The sequence below is a fragment of the Pontiella desulfatans genome, from assembly GCF_900890425.1.
GTDB lineage: Bacteria > Verrucomicrobiota > Kiritimatiellia > Kiritimatiellales > Pontiellaceae > Pontiella > Pontiella desulfatans.
Map to the genome: position 1 here is coordinate 462,719 of NZ_CAAHFG010000001.1, position 22,753 is coordinate 485,471.

Annotated in this window: 14 protein-coding genes and 1 tRNA gene; 9 read left to right on the forward strand and 6 right to left on the reverse strand. The window is 58.7% G+C overall.

Annotation, left to right across the window (positions count from 1 at the left end; translation table 11 throughout):
* Positions 1-878: 878 nt before the first annotated feature.
* The 8 genes from E9954_RS01675 to E9954_RS01710 all read left to right on the forward strand — a co-directional run bounded on the left by E9954_RS01675 (position 879) and on the right by E9954_RS01710 (position 7,730).
* Positions 879-1,760, forward strand: a complete 882-nt coding sequence (locus tag E9954_RS01675) for a prephenate dehydrogenase (protein ID WP_136077513.1) — start codon at positions 879-881, stop codon at positions 1,758-1,760.
* A gap of 82 nt (positions 1,761-1,842) precedes the next feature.
* Complete coding sequence (gene aroA / locus E9954_RS01680) at positions 1,843-3,147, forward strand: 3-phosphoshikimate 1-carboxyvinyltransferase (RefSeq protein WP_136077514.1); 1,305 nt, start codon at positions 1,843-1,845, stop codon at positions 3,145-3,147.
* Positions 3,148-3,254: 107 nt separating this feature from the next.
* Complete coding sequence (cmk, locus tag E9954_RS01685; protein ID WP_136077515.1) at positions 3,255-3,917, forward strand: (d)CMP kinase; 663 nt, start codon at positions 3,255-3,257, stop codon at positions 3,915-3,917.
* On the forward strand, positions 3,917-4,579 hold the full coding sequence (locus E9954_RS01690) for a lysophospholipid acyltransferase family protein (RefSeq protein WP_136077516.1): 663 nt from the start codon (positions 3,917-3,919) through the stop codon (positions 4,577-4,579). The genes cmk and E9954_RS01690 overlap by 1 nt, the downstream gene beginning before the upstream one ends.
* Before the next feature lie 117 nt (positions 4,580-4,696).
* The gene (locus E9954_RS01695; protein WP_136077517.1) at positions 4,697-4,945 is read left to right on the forward strand and encodes a type II toxin-antitoxin system Phd/YefM family antitoxin; all 249 of its coding nucleotides are present in this window, start codon (positions 4,697-4,699) and stop codon (positions 4,943-4,945) included.
* Positions 4,945-5,334, forward strand: coding sequence for a type II toxin-antitoxin system VapC family toxin (locus tag E9954_RS01700; protein ID WP_136077518.1), 390 nt, complete (start codon positions 4,945-4,947; stop codon positions 5,332-5,334). The genes E9954_RS01695 and E9954_RS01700 overlap by 1 nt, the downstream gene beginning before the upstream one ends.
* Positions 5,331-7,487: a DNA helicase RecQ gene (gene recQ, locus E9954_RS01705; protein WP_168441889.1), complete on the forward strand. Its 2,157-nt coding sequence runs from the start codon at positions 5,331-5,333 to the stop codon at positions 7,485-7,487. Before E9954_RS01700 ends, recQ begins: the two co-directional genes overlap by 4 nt.
* Positions 7,488-7,642: 155 nt before the next feature.
* Positions 7,643-7,730: transfer RNA gene (locus tag E9954_RS01710), tRNA-Leu, on the forward strand.
* A 193-nt stretch (positions 7,731-7,923) separates the two neighbouring features.
* On the opposite strand, the gene E9954_RS01715 is transcribed toward E9954_RS01710, so the two are convergent.
* The 3 genes from E9954_RS01715 to E9954_RS01725 all read right to left on the reverse strand — a co-directional run bounded on the left by E9954_RS01715 (position 7,924) and on the right by E9954_RS01725 (position 18,060).
* Positions 7,924-8,763 (reverse strand): aldo/keto reductase, encoded by an 840-nt coding sequence (locus tag E9954_RS01715; protein WP_136077519.1) that lies wholly within the window; start codon positions 8,761-8,763, stop codon positions 7,924-7,926.
* A gap of 179 nt (positions 8,764-8,942) precedes the next feature.
* Entirely contained in the window at positions 8,943-13,049 is a 4,107-nt protein-coding gene (locus E9954_RS01720) for a GEVED domain-containing protein (RefSeq protein WP_136077520.1), read from the reverse strand.
* A 355-nt stretch (positions 13,050-13,404) separates the two neighbouring features.
* Complete coding sequence (locus E9954_RS01725; RefSeq protein WP_136077521.1) at positions 13,405-18,060, reverse strand: DUF7901 domain-containing protein; 4,656 nt, start codon at positions 18,058-18,060, stop codon at positions 13,405-13,407.
* A 392-nt stretch (positions 18,061-18,452) separates the two neighbouring features.
* On the opposite strand from E9954_RS01725, the gene E9954_RS01730 reads away from it, so the two are divergent.
* The gene (locus tag E9954_RS01730; protein WP_168441890.1) at positions 18,453-20,435 is read left to right on the forward strand and encodes a choice-of-anchor Q domain-containing protein; all 1,983 of its coding nucleotides are present in this window, start codon (positions 18,453-18,455) and stop codon (positions 20,433-20,435) included.
* Positions 20,436-20,520: 85 nt separating this feature from the next.
* Here E9954_RS01730 and E9954_RS01735 read toward each other — a convergent pair whose 3' ends face one another.
* The 3 genes from E9954_RS01735 to E9954_RS33245 form a co-directional block, all read right to left on the reverse strand.
* Positions 20,521-20,892: a hypothetical protein gene (locus E9954_RS01735; RefSeq protein ID WP_136077523.1), complete on the reverse strand. Its 372-nt coding sequence runs from the start codon at positions 20,890-20,892 to the stop codon at positions 20,521-20,523.
* Positions 20,893-20,996: 104 nt separating this feature from the next.
* Positions 20,997-21,527: a DUF4832 domain-containing protein gene (locus E9954_RS01740; RefSeq protein ID WP_246046713.1), complete on the reverse strand. Its 531-nt coding sequence runs from the start codon at positions 21,525-21,527 to the stop codon at positions 20,997-20,999.
* Entirely contained in the window at positions 21,449-22,342 is an 894-nt protein-coding gene (locus E9954_RS33245; protein WP_246046694.1) for a hypothetical protein, read from the reverse strand. The genes E9954_RS01740 and E9954_RS33245 overlap by 79 nt, the downstream gene beginning before the upstream one ends.
* Positions 22,343-22,753 lie beyond the last annotated feature (411 nt).

Genomic DNA, 22,753 nt, shown 5'->3' on the forward strand with positions numbered 1-22,753 from the left:
GCGACTTCCGAACGCAAGACTCGGGGGCCCGATCCGCTCTAGATACCCCGCAGCTTGCTGCGGGGAGTTTGGAGTAGGTGTGCAGGCGATTCCGGAATGCCCGGGTTCCTGGAGACAAGGGGGAACTATCATACTTATGCAAGTAAGATAATGCCTTGTATCCATATATACGTGCCTATTTCGATATATCACACTTATGCAAGTATGATGTTCTCTGTCCGCAAGAGCATTGAACATATGAGATGCCGTACGCTTGTTTCGTGGAGGGGCGGACGGCGTGCGCCCCACCAGCAAGGCATCTATTGCTCCGGCGATAAAATATTGTGAATTCTCAGCAGGGAGGTTTGGCCACACAATTGAGAAGCAATTGCGCGCATGGAACTCAGAACCATATGGAGAATTCCTTGTTATCTTTGCGTTCTCTTGTGGCAAATAAATCCCGATATTTAGCCGCCACATCTATAGATCGTTGTTTTTGGAGGGCGAGGCTCTGTCCGAGATGGAACCGAACCTCGGCAGCGGCTCGGACAGAGCCTCGCCCTCCAATTTTGAGCAATCGTATGAGTCAAACCTACGATGTTTTATCCCGGAAACGTCAATGAACCACGGATAAACACAGAACCCAAAACAGGATATGCATAACCGATATCTAACCCTCGGGAGCGTGGGACAAATTTCGTATCTTCTTGAATATCAGCGTCCATTTGTGTTCATCCGTGGTTCCATTCCCGAATTAAGGTTTAACCATAACCCCGCTGAACAGCAACGTACTGCGGAGAAGCGAATGACCCTGGGTGGTGGGGCCGGCAAGGGGGTTTTGGGTTGAATTAATTTCCAATCCAAGGACAATAGGCGGCCTTTGAATCAATGGAAGCAACATGGAACGTTCACCGAATATAGCGATCTTGGGATTAGGCCTCATGGGGGCCTCGTTGGCGCTTGGCCTTAAAAAGCGGGGCTATGCGGGGAAAATCCTGGGGTATGCGCGGCGTGCGGAAACCCGCGAACAGGCCATGGAGGGCGGGGTGGCGGACGCGGTCTTTGCCGATCCCGCCGATGCCGTGCGCGATGCCGACATCGTGGTGGTCTGCGTCCCGATCTGGACGATTGCCTCGTTGGCGGAGCAGATTGTTGCGGCGTTAAAGCCCGGCGCGGTGGTGACCGATGTCGGCAGCACCAAGTCCGAGCTGCTGAAGACGATGGCGCCGCTCTTCAAGGATTCCGCCGCCCATTTTGTGGGTTCCCATCCCATCGCCGGTTCCGAAAAAACGGGGATCGATGCCGGAAACCCCGATTTGTACGAGGGCCGGTTGACCGTCGTCTGTCCGTCGGAAGAGACCCCGGCCGAGGCCAAGCGGGCGGTTCGCTCCCTCTGGGAAAGGGCCGGTTCGGAAGTGGTGGAAATGTCGCCGGAGGAGCACGACGCCCTGTTGGCCTCGACCAGCCACCTGCCGCATATGGTGGCCGCCGCGCTGGCGCGCTCCGTGGCCGATGGCGATCCGGCGAAAAAGGCCGACTTTTGTGGCACCGGGTTCAAGGATACCACCCGGGTGGCCTCCGGATCGGCCGATATGTGGGTGGACATCATCGATACCAACCGCGCGGCGCTTGAAACCGAGCTTGATCGCTTTCATGAAGAGTTGCAGGGGTTGATCAGCATCCTGCGCAGCGGCAATGGCGACGATATCCGCAAATGGCTCGAAGACGCACGCGATGATCGCAACGAAATTCTTAAACTGAACAAATTTTTAAAAAGGTAATTCACCACGAAGTCCGGAAGAACACGAAGGAAAGCTTCCTTATCTTCGAGTTCTTCAGCGAAGCGGGTGGTGAAAAAAAACTATGAGCAGTAAAAAAATATTTCCGGCAAAGCTGGGCGGAACGGTCACCGTTCCGGGCGACAAAAGTATTTCGCAACGCGTGGCCATGCTGGCCTCGTTGGCGGAAGGCACGTCGAGGGTGGTGGGCTATCTCAATGGCGAGGATGCCCGCAGCACGCTTTCCGCCATGGAGCAGATGGGGGCCAAGGCCGAATTCAAGGACGATGCCCTATACATCACCGGTGTGGCCGGCGAGCTCCGGCAACCCGAGGAGCCGCTCGATATGGGCAACTCCGGGACGGGCACGCGCCTGCTGGCCGGCATTGTGGCCGGTTCCGGAATCGAAGCCGCGATGGTGGGCGATGCCTCGCTCTCGTCGCGTCCGATGGGCCGCATCCGCCAACCGCTCGAACTGATGGGGGCCCGCATTGGCCTAACCGGCAAGAAGGGCACGCTGCCCATGATGATTGCCGGTGGCAACCTGCAGGGCATCGGCTACCTGCTGCCGATGGCTTCGGCGCAGGTGAAATCGTGCGTGCTGCTCGCGGGCCTCTTTGCCGAAGGAAAAACAACGGTCATCGAACCGCGCCCGACGCGCGACCACACCGAAAAACTGTTCCAGGCGCTGGACATTCCCATTCAGATCAATGGGCTGGAGATTTCGATTGAAGGATTTGGGAAGCAGGGGCCGCGTTACAAGGCGCGCGACTTTTTTGTGCCGGGCGATTTTTCCTCGGCGGCATTCTGGATTGTTGCGGTAGCCGCGCGTCCGGGGGCGGAACTGCTGATTGAAAACGTGGGCCTCAATCCGCGTCGCACGGCGCTCCTCGATGTGATGAAGCGCATGGGCGCGGATATCGAAGTGAGCGTGACGGAAGAGAAGGGCGATCCTTATGGAACCATCAGGGTGCGCGGTGCGCAACTGAAGGGGACGGTGGTCGAGGGCGACGAAATCCCGAACCTGATCGATGAATTGCCGATCATTGCGGTGGCCGGTGCGCTGGCCGAAGGCCAAACGGATATTCGCGATGCCGCCGAGCTGCGCGTGAAGGAATCCGACCGGATTGCGGAAATGGTGAAAAACCTGCAGCTCTTCGGTATCGAAGTGGACGAAAAGGAGGACGGCATGGTGGTCACCGGGCCGGCAAGGCTGAAAACCCCCGACGCGGTGATCGATAGCCACGGCGACCATCGCATTGCGATGTCGGTGGCGATTTTGAACAGCTTCAGCGACGGGGCAATAACGATTGAGAATGTGGGTTGCGTGGATACCTCCTATCCAGAGTTCTGGCAGCATATGGAGCAGCTCGGCGGAACGGTGGAATAATTAAACCACAAAGGCACGAAGGACACTAAGCGGTTCGGGCTTTGTTGCCTTTGTGTCTTTAGCGAGCTTGCGAGCGAGTGTTTAAAATAGATTTGAATGGAGAGAAAATGGTTAAGGCAATAGCAATCGACGGGCCGTCGGCCTCGGGGAAGTCTACGGTTTCAAAGGGCGTGGCCGCCGAGTTGGGGTTCATCTATGTGGATTCCGGCGCGCTCTACCGCGGCGTGACCTGGCAGGCGATCCGCAAGGGTGTGGATGCAAAGGATTCGGCTGAAGTGATCGACTGCATGCTCAATGCCGAGTGGGATTTCTTTGTCCAGGACGGGGCGGCGGTCTTTTCCATCGACGGCGATGTTCCGGTGCAGGAGCTTCGTGGCAAGGATGTGCGTGAATCGGTGGCCGATGTCGCCTCGATTCCCGAAGTCCGCAAGTTTGTGGTCGAGAGCCTGCAGTCGCTCGAAAACTTTGGTTCGCTGGTGATGGAGGGGCGCGACATTGGAACGGTCGTGTTCCCGGACTCGCCCTACAAGTTTTATCTGGACGCCGACCCGGAGGAGCGCGCCATGCGCCGCTACCGCGAACTCGTCGCGGCCGGCGAGGACGAAAAGGCGCACGAGGTGATGGAGAGTTTGAAGAAGCGCGACAAGATCGATTCCACCCGCAAGACCGATCCGCTGGTGGTGGCGCCGGGCGCGCAGGTGATCGATAGCACCTCCATGACGCTCGAAGAAGTGGTTCAGACGGTGGTTGATGCCGTAAAGGGGGAGTGATGTCTACTGACTTGGTTAAGTATGAAAGCATGAAGGATAGTCCGGTCTACCGTTGGTCGACCCGTCTGTTTAAGCTGTTTCTTTTGGTTTGGCACCGTCTGGGGATCCGGGGGGCGGAAAATATTCCGAAAACGGGCGGGGTCATGATTGCCTCGAACCATGCCAGCTATCTGGATCCGCCCGTGGTCGGGGTGGGCTACCGCTACCGCCCGGTGCATTTCATGGCGCGCAACACGCTGTGGAAGCCCGGCTTTGGCAAGTGGTGGATGGATTCGGTCGGCTGCATTCCCGTTTCGCGTGGAACCGGCGATATGAAGGCGCTCAAAACCACGGTGCGGATGCTCAAGGAGGGCAAGGTGGTTTCCATGTTCCCCGAAGGAACCCGCACCGAGGATGGCGAGTTGCAGGAGGCCAAGGGCGGCATTGGGTTCATCATCGAAAAGTCCGGCTGCGTGGTGGTGCCGGCCTATATCGACGGGTCCTACAAAGCCCATGCAAAAGGCGCCAAATTCATCAAGCCCACCAAAGTCACGATCACCTACGGTAAACCGATCACCCAGGAGGATTTCCAGGCCTTGGGATCCGGGCGCGAGGCCTACGACAAGCACGCCGCGCTCATTATGGAACGCATTGCAGAGCTCAAGCGCGAAAGTGAAAAATGACGATTGAATCGTGATGTTTGTCGCGCCGATCAGGCGCATAGCCCTTGGTCACGCCTCACGCAACAAATCCATTGACTTGACCAAGTTGGTCAACCATCATGCTCGCGGAGGTTGGCCATGAAGAAAAGACTCAATATCTACGAAGCCAAAACCAATTTTTCCGAGATTGTCCGGCAGGTCTGCGAAACCGGCGAACCCTATACCGTCTGCAAAAACAACAAGCCGGTGGTGGATATCGTGGTGCATCAGGAGGTGCCGGCAGGCTTCGACCCCTTGAAGCAGGATCCGAAACTGAAGGGATCGGCCAAATACCTTTCCGACCCACTTGAATCGACCGAAGAGCTTTGGCCGGAGGAATATCGCTAATGCTACTGCTCGACACCCACGCCCTAATCTGGCTGGCAACGGATCTACCTCAACTGACCGAAACCGCAAAGTCGGCCATCCGGTACCATGCCCAGGAGTTGCATGTGTCCGCGATTAGTGCATTGGAGATCAGCCTGCTCACGAAATGCGAAAAACTGGATTGGGGCAAGCGACCGCTTTCCCGCTTCGAGCGCGCTTTGGAACATCATTGTGTGAAAACGGTTCCCATTGATGCCGGGATTGCATGGCAATCCGGTCAGCTCCCTCATATCCACCGCGATCCGTTCGACCGGATCATCATTGCCTCGGCCATGGCGCATGGCATGACGATCCTCACCAAGGATCGCACCATTCCAACCTACCCCAAGGTCAAGGTGGTGTGGGAATGAGCGAATCGATGCACGATGCCCTGCACCGTATCTTTGGCTTCCGGGATTTCCGTCCGAACCAGGAGGCGATTGTCGCCGCGATCCTGGAAAAGCGCGATGTCTTCGCGGTAATGCCGACCGGCGGCGGAAAGTCGCTCTGCTACCAGTTGCCGGCGCACATGCTCGAAGGGCTGTGCGTGGTGATCAGTCCGTTGATCTCGTTGATGAAAGACCAGGTCGATGCGGCGAAGGCCAACGGCCTCGATGCGGAGTTTTTGAACAGCTCGCTGGGCATGGCGGATCGCCGCCGGGTCTACACGGCATTGGAAAACCATCAGCTCGACCTGCTCTATGTCTCGCCCGAACGCTTCGCCATGCCGGACTTCATCGCCACGCTTAAGCAGGCCGAGGTCTCTTTTTTCGCGATCGACGAGGCGCACTGCATCTCGGAGTGGGGGCACGACTTCCGCCCCGACTACCTGTTGCTCTCCAACATCGTAAAGCATTTCCCCAAGTCCGGCATTGCCGCCTTCACGGCCACGGCGACGCACCAGGTTTCCGCCGACATCGTCAACAAGCTCGGCCTGCGCAACCCGCACCTGACGCGCGCTTCGTTCGACCGCCCGAACCTGTTCTACCAGGTGGTGCCGAAAGAAAACCTGGAAATCCAGCTGCTCGAATTCCTGCACGACCACAAGGGCGATTCGGGCATCATCTACCGCACCACCCGCAAGAGCGTGGAATCGACCGCCGAGTTCCTGCAGGAGCAGGGAATTCCCGCGCTGGCCTACCACGCCGGCCTGACGCCGAAGCAACGCAAGGAAAACCAGGACAAGTTCAACCGCGACGAGGTCGAAGTGGTCGTGGCCACCATTGCCTTCGGCATGGGGATCGATAAATCCAACGTCCGCTTCGTGCTGCACGGCGACCTGCCGAAAAACATGGAGGGCTACTACCAGGAGACCGGCCGCGCCGGGCGCGATGGCGAGCCCTCGCACTGCCGCCTCTTTTTCAACCGTTCCGACATGGTGCGCATCCGCTATTTCATTGAGCAGACCGAGGATCCGCGCGAGCGCGATATTGCCGAACAGCAGCTGTTCCAGATGGTACGCTTTGCCGAGGCCAACGCCTGCCGCCGCAGAACCATCCTCGGCTACTTCGGCGAAACCTATGAAAAAGACAATTGCAAAACCTGCGATGTCTGCATGGGCGACGTCGAGCGGGTCGATGCCACCGTGTCGGCGCAAAAAATCATGTCGGCCATCCATCGTTCAGGTGGAAAGTTCGGCGCGGTGCACATTGCCGATATCGTGGTCGGTGCCAAAACCCAGAAAATCAAACAGCTCGGCCACGACCAGCTCAAGACCTATGGCGTCGGCAAGGACCAGGATAAAAAATACTGGCGCCGCGTCATCGACGACCTGCTGGCGCAGGATTGCATCGTCCAGAATACGGAGCACTATTCCGCGCTCGAACTCTCCCCAAAAGGGAAACAGATCCTGTTCGGCAAAAGAACGTTCGAAGTGATCCGCCAGAAGGAGGGCAAGAAGGCCCGGGCAACCGCGATGACCGGCGACTATTCCCACCAGTTGTTCGATCAGCTCCGCGCCGAGCGCCAGCGCCTGGCGCAGGAGGAGGGCATTCCGCCCTTCGTCATTTTCTCCGACCGCACCCTGCGCGAAATGGCGCTCTATTTCCCCGACACGCCGGAGCAGATGTCGGGCATCTCCGGCGTCGGCGACGCCAAGCTCCGGAAATATGGCGACACCTTCATGACCATCATCGAAATGTTCAAGCACATGCATCCCGAGGAGGCCGAGAAACGCTCCATTCTCCAGGTGCCGCTCAAGGTCAAGAAGAAGAAAAAGAAGACCGGGCAGACCGTGCGCGAAACCCAGAAGATGGCGAAGGATGGCCTTTCGATGGAAGCCATCGCCGCCGTGCGCGATCTTTCCGAAGGCACCATCAGCCAGCATATCGAAACCCTGCTCGAGGAGGGGAACGGCACTGGGTTGGAACTCGATCGCCTGATCGATCCCGGCAAGCGGATGCTGTGCGAAGAACTCTTCAGCCGCCTGTCCGGCGCCTCCATGAAATCCATCATCGAGGCCTCCGGCAACAAGGTCACCTATGCCGACCTGCGCCTGGTTCGGGCCTTCATGCAGCAATCGTAGATCCAGATTCCGGCGGCAAGGCCATCCTTCGCGCCGATACAGGGTTGCCATTCAATTCGCCGCTCGCTATAACATCACGCTTCATTTGGTACGAGCGTTTTGGGGCGGGAATCTCCCACTGGACCCAGATTGGTTTTTTGCGCGTACCGTTGAATGCCCGGATGGTGAAATTGGTAGACACAAGGGACTTAAACTCCCTCGGCCATTGCGGCTGTGCCGGTTCAAGTCCGGCTCCGGGCACCACCTTAAAACCCTGCTATTATTGACCAATTGTGGGGTTTTTTGGTTTTGGGCGAGAGTTGGCGCGTCGTCCTGTTTCGTGGCTTTTCTGCCATTTTAAGGACGCAGATTCCACTTAAGTATGTAGTCCTGAAATCGGGTTAAGCGCAACCCGGTGATGATCTCTATACGAGACGATTCGGGGAACGGGAGGGATCTAGAAAATCGGAACCTGTGGCGCAGCGTAAGCTTTCAGCGTTTCCATTTCCGACTCCGTGAGCTTGTGGAGTTTCGGATACAGATCCATCATCATTCTAAGCAACACCTCTTCGCCGGGGGATACAGCCAGTGATACTCCCTGCGATAGCGTCCAGCACATGGCCAGTTCGGCCAGTCCAGGATCGTCGATCGGCTCGTACCAGCACTTTTTGTATTTCAACGGTGCCTGGCCTTCCGGACGCTTGTTGCTCGATAGCGTCTTGAGGGCAATAATGCCGCAGTTCCGCTTCTTGGCTTCCTTCAGAACCTTGGATTCAAACTGCTTCTGGTAATGCAGAACGAAGCTGACAGGCAGCATGACCGTGTCGAAATCATATTCATTCAGTGCAGCCAAGGCGGCCGCTTCGGAGTGGGCTGAAAAACCGACATGCTTGATTATGCCGGCCTTCCTTGCTTCAAGGATCGTTTCCATCGCACCGCCCTTTGCAAAGGCCGCCTTCACATCCTCTTCTACGTCGGTAATGGCATGGAGCTGGAACACGTCGAAATAATCCGTCTTCAGGTGTTCCAGCGACTGGTCGAGTGTCTCGCGGGCCCCTTTGGCGTCTCTTCGGTGCGTCTTGCAGGCCAGGTGGATATCTTTGCGGAACGGCTCCAGTGCAGGGCCGAGCTTTTCCTCGGCATTGCCATATGATGGTGCGACATCGAAATAGTTGATGCCGAACTCAATGGCATCTGCAACAGCCCTTGAAGCCTGCTTCGGTTCGGAATCCATGACTACGATTCCTCCAAAACCAATGGGCATGACATTGAGGCCGGTTTTTCCAAGCAGGTTCATACGTCTCCTTCGGTTGGGTTGAGGATTTGGCTATTGTATACGGTGTGCTGCAAGGCTTGCAAGGGGAAGGTTGCTTGGAGGGCGGTGTGATGTAGGCTTAGGTCTTGGAATGGTGTTCTGCAACAGCAAGGAGGGGCCGATGTTTGCGGCCCCTCCCTGCATTCGGTTCCGGATTGCGACTATGGCGTATAAGGCGCCCTGACGCGGTAGAACTTGCTGGTTTCCGCCGACATGTTGTCGGTCAGCGAATTGGCCGGGCCGATTACGGGATTGCCTGGGACATACATCCACGGGCCGGTCACTAGGTTGGTGGTTGATTCCAGCTCATAGGTGATGCCGCTCTGCACCGTCCATTCCACGGTTGAGGTGGTGCAGGAGGCGTTGAACGTCAGGTTCGTGATTTTCAGCGGAACGGTTGGTGCGGGCTGGAAGAGTTCAACGAGATAGTCCTCCACCTCGCCGTCGGTCGCCAGACCGGTTGGCGCAAGTCCGCCGCCCGACGAAATTCGGAAGCGCGCGAACACGGGGCCGATTGCCAGGGGAGGTGCGGGAATCGTGAAAGTAAGTCCTGCATTCAGCCCCGGTAACAGCGGGTGCGAAGTGCCTCCCCATAGGTGGTCGCCCACGAACGAGAAGTCGTTGCCATAGTCGATCCATGCATCGAGCTGTCCGCCGGCGCTGCCGGCCATGACGTCGATGGAGCCGCTGCTTCCGGCGATGAGCAGGTTGTTGAACACTACGCCATCCTCGTCGTCCAACCCGTTCATGTCGTCCATGTCCGCCGCAGAGGGCTGTCCATCCGGTTCCCAATCGATGGCCGAACCAAGTACGATGCCGGGCACGATGGCATGGCGCGCGCCGTTGGGCAGCACGGTCTCGGGGAAGATGTCCGCATCGCCGAAGTCGAGGCCGTTGGTGTCGACGGCTTGGATGTCGAGCGCGTGGTCTTCCACTTCGCCGTCCATCGCCAGCCCGGTATAGGTGGAGATACCGCCGCTGGTGAAGCGGAAGCGCGAGGTGATCGGATAGACCGTGGCGGCGGAGGCCGGCACCGTGAAGCCGAGGCTGTTGATGCCCGGATGCAGGTTTTGGCCACTGAAGATCTGCTCGTTCAGATCATCCCAATCGCCGTCGTTGTTGAAGTCCACCCACGCATCGAGCACGCCGTTGGTGGAGGCGTCCACGTCCACGCCCACATAGCCGCCGGCAAAGATCATGGTGGTAAAGAACACCCCATCCTCGTCGTCGGGGGATGGCCCGACAATGTCGTCGCCGTCGACCGCGATGGCCGGTTGCCCATCCGCCTCGGCATCGATCTGCCCGCCGAGGAAGTGGACTCCATCGATTACGTGGTGGGCACCGTTGTTGAGCAGGATGGTCGGGTAGACCGGAGTAATCCAGTTGTCGAAGGCGTCGCCCCAGTCGATGTCCATCGGTTCCTCGACGTGGACGAGGTAGTCTTCCACCTCTCCGTCATAGGCGAGGCCGGTTATGCCAATACCTTTGTAGGTGGAGAGGCGCAGGCGTAGGTGGAGCGCCCCGGGCAACGCCGTGGTCGGTACGGGGAAGCTGAGATTGTTTACACCCGAGCCGCTGGCGCCGAAGGTGACGAGCTCGTCGGCGAAGATTTGTTCGCCGGCATCCAGCCAGTCGCCGTCGTTGTTGAAGTCCGCCCAGCCCTGCAGCCAGGCATAGCCGCTGGCCGGAATTCCAACGCCCACGGTCAGATCCATCTTCGCCCAGGTTCCCGGGATGATGGGGGTGGTGAAGACGATGCTTTCCTCATCGTCGGAGCCGTCCGTATCGTCACCGTCGCTTGCGGCGGTGGGTTGGCCATCAGGATCGGCGTCAACCTTGGCACCCATGCGCAGGGCAATGGCGGGGCCGCCGTAGATGATGTGTCGCGCGCCGTTCATGGCGAGCCAGGTTGGGTAGCCCGGATCGGGCGCGTCGCCAAAGTCGAGTTCCGGTTCGAGCTCGATATCGACTTCATAGTCTTCCACCTCGCCATTCTGCGCGCCGCCAGTGGGCGGAAGCGGGCCGTTGGTGTTGTAGCGGAAGCGCATGAAGTTTTGCCCCGGCGGGACACTCAGCGGAATGTTGATGGAGAGCGGGTTGAGGCCTGCCGAAACGTAGGCGCTATAGACCAGGTCGTTCGGGCCGAGCCAGTCGCCGTTGTTGTCGGCGTCGAGCCAGACATCGAGCCAGCCGGCCTGCGAAACCGTCACATCGATCAGCGCCGGTTGCCCCGGGAAGAGCGGGGTGTTGAAGACCACGCCGTCCTCGTCGTCCGCTGCGGGGCCGGCCAGGTCGTCGCCCGTTGCGGTGGCATTGGGTTGACCGTCGGTTTCCGCATCGATCAGGGTTCCCATGAATACACCGGGAACAATGAGATGGTTGGCGCCAGAGCTTGCGGCCAGCGTCGGGTAGGGCTGGTCGGGGGCGTCGCCCCAGTCGTAGGTTTCCTCCGGTTCCACTTCATCGTTGATGATGAAGGCGAGGTCGAGGGAGTTGCTGTAGATCGGGTCGATCAGCTCGCCCCATTGTTGATGGAATTCAACCGGCAGGTCTGCCCAGACCGCATCGTCGTTCCAGTGCGGCGAGCGCGAGGTTTTCCAGCCCCAGTAGCCTTCCGTTCCTTCGAGATCGACCGAAATGTCGAGCCAGTAGATGTTGCTTTCCACCTGAACAAAGGCATCCGCCTCCGGAATGGTGATGTCGTAGCGGAAATAATGGTTGTGGTCGTTCGTGTTCCAGTTGCCGGTGTTGGGATCGTACCAGCCCTGCCACGAGGGTTCCTCCGTCGTCACCGTGATTTCCCAACCCGCCGGGAGCATGAAGGGATCGACATCGATTTCCCATTCCGCCGGCACGACCGGACGGCTGTAGGGGATTTCCGGTAGATCGACCGGGATATCCTTATGGAAGCTGAAATGGAATTTCGAGATGCCGTTGAACTTGTGGAAGTTGGTTGGAATATAGCCGTTGTATTGGAACGAACCCCAGAAGGTGATCTTGGTGATCGGGCCGTTGGAGGTGCAGAGGAAATCGTCGGCCAAAACCTTGTGGAACTGATCGTCGGGATTACCGTCGAGATAGCTCGCGCGCACGTCCCAGCCGTGGGGGTCGGGATATTGCGGCCAGTGCATCTTGTGGTCTTCCTCGGTGGTCTCAATCCAGACTTCGTAGTCCTCCACCTCGCCGTCCGGTGCCGTCCCGTTGGGGGCGAGCCCGCCATTGAGGCTGAAGCGGAAGCGGGCGAAGGTTTTGCCTGCGGTGGCACCGCCCGGAATGGTTACGGAAAGCGCATTGGCTCCTGCGCCTAGCGGTGTGCTACTGAAGATTTTTTCGGCCGCATTCCATACGCCATCCTGGTTGTAGTCGATCCAGGCATCGAGGTAGCCGGCTGTCGAGGCGGTCGCGGTGAGCGTTGCGGTCTGGTTTTGCACGAGCAACGACGTGAAAGCAATGCCGTCTTCGTCGCCCGGAGGGTAGGGGCTGCCGGGATAGGCTTGGTTGATGTCGTCGCCGAGTGCCTTCGCATGCGGTTGTCCGTCGAGATCGATGTCGACGACGGCTCCGAGATAGACGCTGGCATTGATCAGGTGGTTGGCACCGTTGTTGGCAGCGAGGGTTGGATATTTCGGGCTTGAAGCCGAATCGGGGGCATCGCCCCAGTCATAGAAGTCTTCCAGTTCCTGGGTGATCTGGATGAAATAATCCTCCACCTCGCCATCGGGTGCCGGGCCGACGTGTTGAAGCGCCACTCCGCTGGCATTGAAGCGGAAACGGGCGTAGGTATAGCCGGGACTCGCCCAGACGGGTACGTTGAAATTCAGTGTGTTGGCACCGGCGATCAGCGGCTGCGTCGTGAAGATTTGGTCGCCAACCGTCGTCCAGTCGTTATTGCCTGAAAAGTCGATCCAGGCGTCGAGATCGCCGTTGACCGATGCCGTCACCGTGATCTGGGCAACCTGCCCGGGAATCAGCGGTGTATCCCAGGAAACGCCATCCTCATCGTCGAACGGTGGTGGATAGGCAATGTCGTTGTCGTCGCCGATGGCGTTGATATGGGGTTGCCCGTCGGGCTCGGTATCGACGGGAGCCAAACCGAGGAAAATGTGCTGGGAACCAATGGAAACCAAGTGCCGCGCGCCATTGTTGGCGAGCAGTGTCGGGAATCCCGGGTCGGGGGCATCCCCGAAGTCGAATTCCTCCTGGGCAACGGCGCTACCCGCCAGAATCAGAGCCAGCAAGGTGCCGGCAATTGCTGCTTTTGCTTTCATGGTTCCATCTCCTTTTCTTCCATTATGCCGAGGGAACACCCTTCCTCCCGAAGGGCTTGGATTCCTGTAGGCAAAGCGGGGTGCGCGGGATGGTTGAAGGCGGCGATTGCCGATCGTGAACCGAGCTGGTCGTTCATGTTCATCCCCTTGGTTTGGCAACCGGCATGACCGCCAGCTGGCGAATGTAATTAATAGTCGGGAATCTCTTTTTCGTAAAGAACAAATCCCTATTAAGGTGCAAGTCTTTACTTTGAGGGAAGGATCTAAAGAAAAACCGGGGACTGGATCTCTTTTCCAGTCCCCGGAGGGCGGTGGGAAGCCGCCCATCTGAAGCGCCTTGCCTACGGCGCTTAAACTATGGCGTCCACGGCACGGTGACGCGGTAGAACTTGACGCGTTCGGCCGATATGTTGTTGGTCTGCCAGTTGACCGGGCCGATGACTGGACTGCCGGTTGGAATCCAAGGGCTGACCAGCAGGTTGGTCTTTGTTTCCAACTGGTATTGAATGCCGTTTTCAACTGTCCATTCGTTGGTCGAAACCGTTAAGCCTGTATTGAACGTCAGCTTGGTAATGACCAGGTTGGTCGGTGCAGGCTGGAAGAGCTTCACTCCGTAGTCTTCCACTTCGCCGTCATTCGCCGGGCCGGATGGTGCCAGGCCGCCTGCCGTGGAGATACGGAAGCGGGCCATACTCGGGCCGAGCGCCTGCGCCGGCAGTCCCGGAACCGCGAACGTCAAGCTATTAGCCCCCGGATTCAACCATTGCGATGAACCTAGCCACAAGTGCTCGCCGGCGAAGGAACCATCGTTGTTGAAGTCGATCCACGCGTCGAGATTTCCGCCCGAAACGCCGGCAACCGCAATGATGGTGGCGTTCGATCCGGCCACGATTTTTCCGCCGAAGCTTATGCCGTCTTCGTCGTCGAGGCCCGTGGTGTCATCCAAGGTTGCCGCCGAGGGCTGGCCATCGGGTTCGGGGTCGATCACCGCTCCCAGCATAACGCCGGCCACGATGGTGTGGCGGGCTCCTGTCGGAAGCAGGGTTGGGTATGAATTCGGCGCATCGCCGAAGTCCCGTCCGGGATCGGCGTTTTTGATAAGGAATTCATAGTCCTCGACCTCGCCATCCATGCACAATCCAGTATAGGAGACGCTGGCAGGATACGCGCTTGGAGCTCCACTGAGGCGGAAGCGGCTGTAGCCGGGGCCCCAGCTGGCAGTGAGCGGAACCGGGAAGAACAGGGAGTTGGTGCCCATGGCGAGTGGTTGGCCGCTGAAGATTTGATCTCCGGCCTGTGCCCAGCTACCGTCCGCGTTGAAGTCCACCCACGCGTCCAGCATGCCGGGTTGCGATGCAATCACATTCACCGAAGCATAGCCTCCGGGCATGAGCAGCGGGCAGGTCAGAATCACGCCATCCTCGTCGCCGGGGGGATAGGGGATGCCGGGATACAGCAAGTTGGCATCATCGCCGTCCGCATTGATGCTTGGCTGTCCATCCTGTTCAGGATCAACTGCTTTGCCAAGGAACAATGGGGAGCCGAGGAGATGATGCGCCCCGTTGTTGGCTGCGAGGGTGGGGTAGCCGGTGGGGGCATCGCCCCAGTCGATATCCGAATCCGGGTAGACCTCCTCCATGTAGTCCTCGACCTCGCCGTCGGGGGCCGTGCCGCTGAAGGGCAGTCCGCGGACGCTACTGTAGCGGAAGCGGATGCCGGCAGGAACGGAGGCTCCGGTTCCGTTTGGCGGAACCACGAACGACAGCAAATTGTTTCCAGGTGCCAGCGATACGTTCATGAGCACCTGTTCGCCGGGGTCGCCCCAGAAACCGTTGCCGTTGGCATCGACCCAGCACTGGAGGAAGCCGGCCGGGCCGCTGGCCACGACATTGACCTGGGCCACTGCACCGGGAATGAGCGGCGTCAGGAAGGTGACGCCGTCCTCGTCGTCGCCTAGCGAGGGGTAGAGGGCGTCAAGGTCGTCGCCATCGGCCCCGGGTGTGGGCTGGCCGTCCGGTTCGGGATCGACAAACGCGCCGAGGGTCGGGTTCAGTCCGCCGCCGAGGATATAGTGGTTTGCGCCACCGCTGCCGGAGAGCGTTGGGTAGGGGGTGTCGGGCGCATCGCCCCAGTCGATTGGGTCTTCAATGATGAACTGGTAGTCCTCGACCTCGCCGTCGGGCGCGTAGCCGATCGGCGACAGACCCCCGGTGGTGCTGAGCCGGAACCGGGCATAGCTGGTTCCGGGAACCGCGGTGTTTGGAACCGGGAAGCTCAAGCTGTTGGCGCCGGGATTCAGGACATGGGAGCTGAATATCTGGTCGCCGGCTGTCCAGGTTCCGGAGCCGTCGAGATCCATCCAGGCATCCAGCATCGCCGCGGCGGCCCCGTTCATGGTCACCTGCAGCGTTGCGTTGAGTCCGGGGACGATGGCGGAGGTGAAGACCACGCCGTCCTCGTCGCCCGCAGGGTAGGGAACGCCGGGATAGAGGATGTTTATGTCATCCCCATCGGCGGGTGGTGTCGGCTGCCCGTCCGGCTCGCCGTCAATCTGGTTGCCCAGCATAAAGCCGGGGATGATGGCGTGGTTGGCGCCGGTGTTGGCGGCCAGGGTGTTGAAGCCCACCGCGCCGGCGGCGTCGGGTGCATCGCCCCAGTCGTAGTTTTCCATCTGTTCCTCGGGGCCGCAGAAGAGGGCGAAGGCGAGGTCGAAGGAGTTGTCTTCCCACTGGTGGTAGGGGTGGCCGGGCGGGTAGTGCAGGTCAAACCAGTCGTAGCCGTTGTAGAGTTCGAGGTTGGGCGACCAGGCTGCGTCGTCGTTCCATTGGTGGTCTGGCGGCGTGGTTTTCCAGCCGAAGCGGGCCTCTTCCATCTCATCGATCGGATGGGCCTGTACATCCAGCCAGTAGATGATCGGGCGATCGACCGTGCCGGTCTGCACGAAAGCGTCGGCGAGATCGACCGGGAAGGTGTATTGCCAGCACGTCCAGTCCGCGTTGGGTATGTAGGTGCCGGAGGGCGGGTCGTACCAGCCTTCCTGCATGCCGTCGAAGGTGATCGGTTCGGCGGAAAACTCGCTCGGGTTAAACGTCCTCACCCATAGGTTCGATCCGGGGATGCTCCAGGGGCGCGCCGTTCCGGCGGGCAGGTCGGCGTGGAAGCTCAGGGTGAAGCTGACGTTGCTCGGGTTGGCGATGCCGTCGATCATGGGCAACTCATCTCCCAGCCAGGAACCCCAGACGATGATGTTGGTGATGGCGCAATGGTTGGTGCACAGGAAGTCATCCGCCAGCAGGATGGGCGGATCGCCTTGCAGGCGGCACGCCACATCGAAGCCGTTGCTCGAAAGGTCGGGCGGCTGGAACCACTTGGCGTCGGGGTATGGATCGGGGTCGGGGTCGCCGCCGTCGATGACGAAGGCGAGGTCGAGCGATTCCCCGGTGAGGGGATCGCGCAGTTCCTTCCATTGGGCCAGGTTGGTGACGGGTAGGTCGGCCCAGACACCATCGTCGTTGAAGTGCTCGGAACCGGAGGTTTTCCATCCCCACAGGGCTTCCGATTCGCCCAGCATCACGGAAATGTCGAGCCAGTAGATTTCGCCTTCAGTTTGCACGAAGGCGTCGTCGACCGGGATGGTGACGTCGTAGCGGAAGTATTGTGAATGGTTGTTTTCCTCGAAGGTGTCGTGGTTGGGATCGTACCAGCCTTGCGAGGAGGGTGCTTCCGCAGTGACCTCAATGGCCCAGCCGGCAGGCAGGTTGAAGGGATCGAGATCGAATTCCCATTCCGATGGAATCACCGGCATGCTGTAGGGCACCCATGGCGGATCGGCGGGGATGTCTTTGTGCAGGCTGAGGTGGAAGTTGGTGATGCCTCCGTATTCGTGGGAGGGGTTGAAGCCGTCGAACTCGAAGGAACCCCAAAAGGTGATCTTGGTGATCGGCCCGTTGGCGGAGCATTGGAAATCGTCGGCCAGCACTTTTTGCAGCTGGTCGGGGCCCCATTCGTGATAGCTTGCGCGCACGTCCCAGCCATTGGGGTCGGGGAGCTGCGGCCAGTGCATCTTGTGGGTCGGTTCATAGGGTGGTGGCTCGTCGTGGAAGACGGAAACATCGGAGCTGCGGGCCGGCGGCTCGGGGTAGGGGGTGTAGGTGCTGTCGTCTCCGAGCAGATCGATCCACGTGCTGATCTTGAGCGAGGTGGTACGGTTGGCGAAAAGGTCGATTCCATCCGATTGCGATGCGTATAAGAGGTCGTAGCGCGGGTCGGTCGGATCCATGGGCGGGTCGACGGTGAAGTCCAGCGTTCTGCAAGTCGAATTATAAACGGGAATGTCTCCGAAATCCCAGGTCGGCACATAGTAGTTTCCGACCTCCTGATTGGCAGGGGGATCTGCCGGGCTCCAACAATACCAGGCCAACTCGTCCTCATTGTCGGCGATGATCCAGCTTGGATACGGTGGCTGGTTGTACGGGCCGGTAAATGCATTTGGCAGCAGGCCGGTATCGGCGATGGCAAAGTCCGCCGTCAGCTTGGTATCGACCAGCGTGCCGGCATAAAATTCATCTTCCGCCATGGGTTGGCGGCTCTCGCCGTGGCTGTTGTCGGATGCCGAAGCATCCCCGAAGGTCGAAAGCGTATCGTTGTATATGCATGCATCGATCTTGAAACCGATGATGGGATCGCCGTAGCCGCCGCTGGCGCCGGTGGCATACTGGATTCCACCTGGAGGAACGATCCCCTCGATGGCGTAGGTCTCGGCGTTGCCTCCTCCATACTCCAGCAGGTTGTCGTGGAACTCGTACGGGCGGTATTCCTCGTCGCCGGTTGCGAGATCGAGGAACCACTGGCCGTTGGTCGCTGCCGGATCCTGCATCGGGCCGGTGAGGATGCCGGTGGATTGAACCGGCGGTTTGGTGATGGGCAGCGATGGCGCTGCCTGCAGCGAGACGGCTGCAATGGATAGGGCTGCAATGAGCAGCGCGGTGGTGCGGAATACTTGAGCCTTCATAGGTCTTTCCTCCCCAGCCCAATCACGGGCTTTTCTAGAATTTAACCGTTGTGTCTCTCCTTGGTTCCGACAAGGCGGTTTTAACGCCGTTGGCGAGGGGTGTAAAGGTGCAAATCCATAAAACACCAATAGGTATGTAGGGGTATCATTAAATGCATGTTTTTCAATAGGTTCGGTAAATGCGGGTCTCATTCCGGTGTTTTGTTGACAGCCCGCCCGAAAGGCTTATCCTGCCGGATGTTCACCTACCGGGAGGCGGTTGGAATGCAGATAATTCTCCATTCATCCAGGCGGTGCCGGAACGAGGCATTCCGCTTCGTTTTCCTCCCTCCGAACCCCGCTTTCCATTCCTTGGAAATTTCACCCATCAACCCTTCACGGAGGAGAGTTCCATGAAAAATAAAATCGCTACCATCGCGCTTCTGTTCTGGAGCGCCGCCGCATTTGCGGCCACGTACTATGTGGACATCAACAACGCAATACCGGTCGCCCCCTATACCAACTGGGCGATGGCGGCGATGAACATCCAGGACGCCGTCGATGAGGCATCTGCCGGGGAAACCGTATTCGTGACCAACGGCACCTACCTGCTGGATGCGGAGGTTTCGGTGCCCGGCGGGATCCGGCTGGAGAGCATGGGCGGTTTAGAGGATACGCTCGTGGTAGCCGTCAACAGCAACCGTTGCTTTAGCCTCGGAGCCGGGGCTTTCCTCGGCGGCTTCACCATCACCAATGGATACAGTTCGGGGAACGCTGGAGGAATCTACTGTGCCGACGATTCCGTCATGATCACCAACTGCGTTATAACGGGAAATTCGGCGGGAGCCGACGGGGGTGGACTATATAACGGCGACGCATACGATTGCCGCTTTATCGATAATTCAGCAAACCGCGGTGCGGGCTTCTTTGACGGCTCGGCAACCGCGTGCCTTTTCTCCGGTAATATTGCGGCTTATGAAGGGGGCGGGATCTATTCCGGCTCTGCCAGCGCGTGTGTCTTTACCAACAATACCTCTCTTGGCAGCGGTGGCGGAACCTTCAATGCCTCTGCCAACAATTGCACCTACATTAACAATAAGGCTACAAGCAAAGGTGGTGGGTTCAGTATCTTTTCCAACACAGCGATACCCAGCAATTGCGTCTTCATCGGCAACACGGCAGACCTGGGAGGGGGAGTCTATGAGGCCGGTTCGGTAATCGATTGCGTTTTTTCGAACAACGTTGCTGTGAGATCCGGCGGAGCGGTGTACGCTGGTGTCGCTGTAATCAACTGCTCATTTTCCGGCAACATCGCCTCGAACAACAGTGGCGGCGCGATCGTGGCTACTTATGCATACGATTGTTTCTTCACTAACAACTGGGCAAACGAACACGGCGGCGCGATATACCAGGACGGTGCGTCCAACTGCACCTTCATCGGTAACCATGCCAACGGAACCGGGGGAGCCAAATCTTGGTATAATCACGTTATGCGGGATTGCGTTTTCATTTCCAACTCCACTGCGGGCGATGGAGGTGCGGTGCGCGATGGGCAGCTATACAACTGCATCTTCTATGGAAACTCCGCGAGTGACGGCGGCGCGGTGTCGGAAGCGGATCTCTACAACTGCGTTGTGTTCAACAACACCGCTTATTCTGTCGGTGGCGGGGCGGAAAGAAGCTCGGCCTACAACTCCATCATCTGGTCGAACTCCGCGCCGACGGGGAGCGACCTCTATGCAACCGACCCAGTTCGGTGTTGCCTGTCCGACAGCGTGACCTATCCGCCGTCAGGGGCAAATGTTGACTGTATATACACCGATCCGCAGTTTGTGGATGCCCCCACCGCCGACTTCCATCTCCTGGCCACCTCGCCCTGCATCGATGCCGGAAGCAATGCCCTCACCCAGGCTTCATCCGACTTCGACGGCATTCCGCGCCCGCTCGACGGCGACACCAACGGCACCGCCACCATCGACATCGGGGCCTATGAATTCCTCATCGCCACCGCCGACTCCGACGGCGACACCATGCCCGACGGCTGGGAAACCGACCACGGCCTCAATGCCGCCGTGGCCGACGCTTCCGGCAACCCCGACGCCGACCCGCACGATAATCTCAGGGAATACTACGCCGACACCGACCCGTTCGACTCCGGTGACTTCCTGCGGATCACCGACTTCGAGGTCGATGGCGACACGAACACCGTGTTCTGGATGTGCCGACCCACACGCCGCTACACGTTGCAATTCACCGCGGAGCTGACCAACGGATGGACGAGCGCCGGGTCGAGCTTCGTGCCGCCGTTCAGCGGCGAGATCGGCGAAATGGTCGTCGGTGTGGTCGGCACCAACCGCTTCTACCGCGTGCAGGCCGAGCTGCCGCTCAGCCCGTAGAGAGGTCGAGATTGGAATTTCTATCCACAAAAAAAGCGCCCTTTTCGGGGCGCTTTTGCTGTTGCCGGGATCCTGGGACTGCGGACTAGATGATGAGGTCGTTCTTGCCGCCGCGGAGCTGGTCGGGGGTGATGATCTGGTTGGCTTGCTCCTGCTGCATGCGGATCATGTCTTCCTGCAGCTGTTTGATGGCGGCGTTGATGGCTTCCGGGAATTTGGCCACGGCTTCCTCCAGGTTGGAGGCATCGATCTCGCCGGAGATCGGAAGCGCGCCGCCGGGGGTCATGATATTCGTAGTGGCGGACCAGGATGCTTCGCGGGCTTCGTCTTCGGTGCCATCGAGCTTGATCGGGATCAGCTTGCGGATCGACCCCACCTGAAGGTCGGTATAGTTTTCCTCTTTCCAGAGGTTCGCGCCGTCGATCTGGATGTTTTCAAGGGATTGTTCTTCTGCCATGTTTTCCTTTCCTGTGAAGTGCATCACAGAGATTTTGTTCAAAATTCAAAGCGCGCACTCTGTCGGGTTTTGGGGGGCAGGGCAAGGTTTTGGTGCAGATAAGATTAACGGATCTGAACGGTGCCGAGTGTGATCCATCCAGCCAAATCCTGATCCTGCGACCGGTTGGCGAAGCGCACCGGCGCGGCGCCCGGCAGCGGGTTGGGAACGCGGAGCAGGATTTTGTGGCTTCCGGGGCTGCATGCTGAAACATCGATCCCGAGTTGGATCCCTTTGGGGGGCGCACCCGGCAGAATGTGTAACAGGGTTTCGTTTGTCTTTTGGGGAGCGGCCTCGGTCTGCTCGTTGGAAAGCAGGGCCAACTCGATCGGCCAGGCATGGTAGAACGGAGCCACGCCGCGGTTTTCGATCTGGAAAGAAATCGTAAGCCGCCCGGCGTCCTCATGGTATTCCGCTTGGGGAATATGAAATTCATAGCCCATCTTGCGTACGCATTCGATGCCCCGCGCCTTCCGGGCGTGGGTCCATGTTTTACGGTTGAACATGCCGCTGTCCATCAGCCAGGTAACGTGCGTTTGCTCCACGCACGCGGAAAAATCCTGAATGCGTGTGTCGGCGGGGCTGGCATCGAACACCTGCCCCCAGGCCTCCGGGCGGATTTCGCCACCGATGGAAACCGTTTCCATTTATCCAACGCACCGGCACGTTTCATTTGCGGCATGAAATGCCAGGGCTTCCCATCGGTCCCGGTTGATAGCGTCGACCAGGCAAAGCTGTCGTCGTGGTAGCCCAGCTTGCTGTCAACATTGCTGACCTGGTGCGCGTCGGCCACGCCGGCCGGGTAGCGCAGGAGGATCGGGGTTGTTTTGAATGCAGCTTCGTACGCGGAAATTACTTCGGCCTGGAGCTCCTTATCCGCCCACCATTCGTTTTGCGGATAATTATGCCATTCCCCCCATTTCCCGAGGAGCCCGGCGGTGATGAAGCCGATGCGCGGGTCGCCATCATAGTGGGCGCCCAGCTCGGCAATAAAATCGATGATGCACTTCCGCAGGTTTCCATTGGAGTAGTCGGGAGTAAGTTGGGTTTTAGCGCCCTGTTTCCATTCATGCTGGATGAGCCCTTGGTCCAAAAGGTATTGCGGGACTCCTGGCGCCCCGTTTGGATATTCGGAATAAAAGCGGAAGACCGTTTGGTGCCCGCGCGAAGCGACATCGTTCAGCAGCTTTTCCAGCCGGCTCCAGTCATATTCCTTTTCCCCGACCACCACCGAGGAGAGTGGCAGATAGGAAAACTCCATGCTATGGGGGAAGAGCCCTTTTCCCTGCCCGACATACGGCACCAAACCTTTCAGCGGATTGTCTGCCGGGGCCGGGGCATATTCGAGCTTAACCGGACTGCCCACAGCCAAACCGACGCTGAAGAAGATGCCAATCAATGTTTTCAACATCTGGAAAGTATAGGGGTGCCAGAAAAAAAGACCGCACAAAAATCGGCGGTCTTTTTGGGAAATGGTGCGCCCAACAGGAGTCGAACCTGTATCTATGGCTTGTGCCTCAAATTGGGCACCAAATCGTTATATTTCCTAATAAATTCAAGTAGTTTTGGGTTTTCGAGCGGGCTCGATCTCCATCGCTACGTATTTCAGTTTTAAGTGCTTTTCCGGGGGAATATGGGGTAGCTTTAGGGGCGTGTCAACAAGCTCTGATTAGCTTTTGTTGAAGTGGGCTAAAAAAAACGGGGGGATTTCCAGTTGAGAGGTCATTTGAGTCTATTTTGGAAGCGTAAATCGGCTTTTACCGCTCCTCGTCCCCCACATCAACCCCATCTCAAACAAGACCCCCGAATTGACATGGGGAGC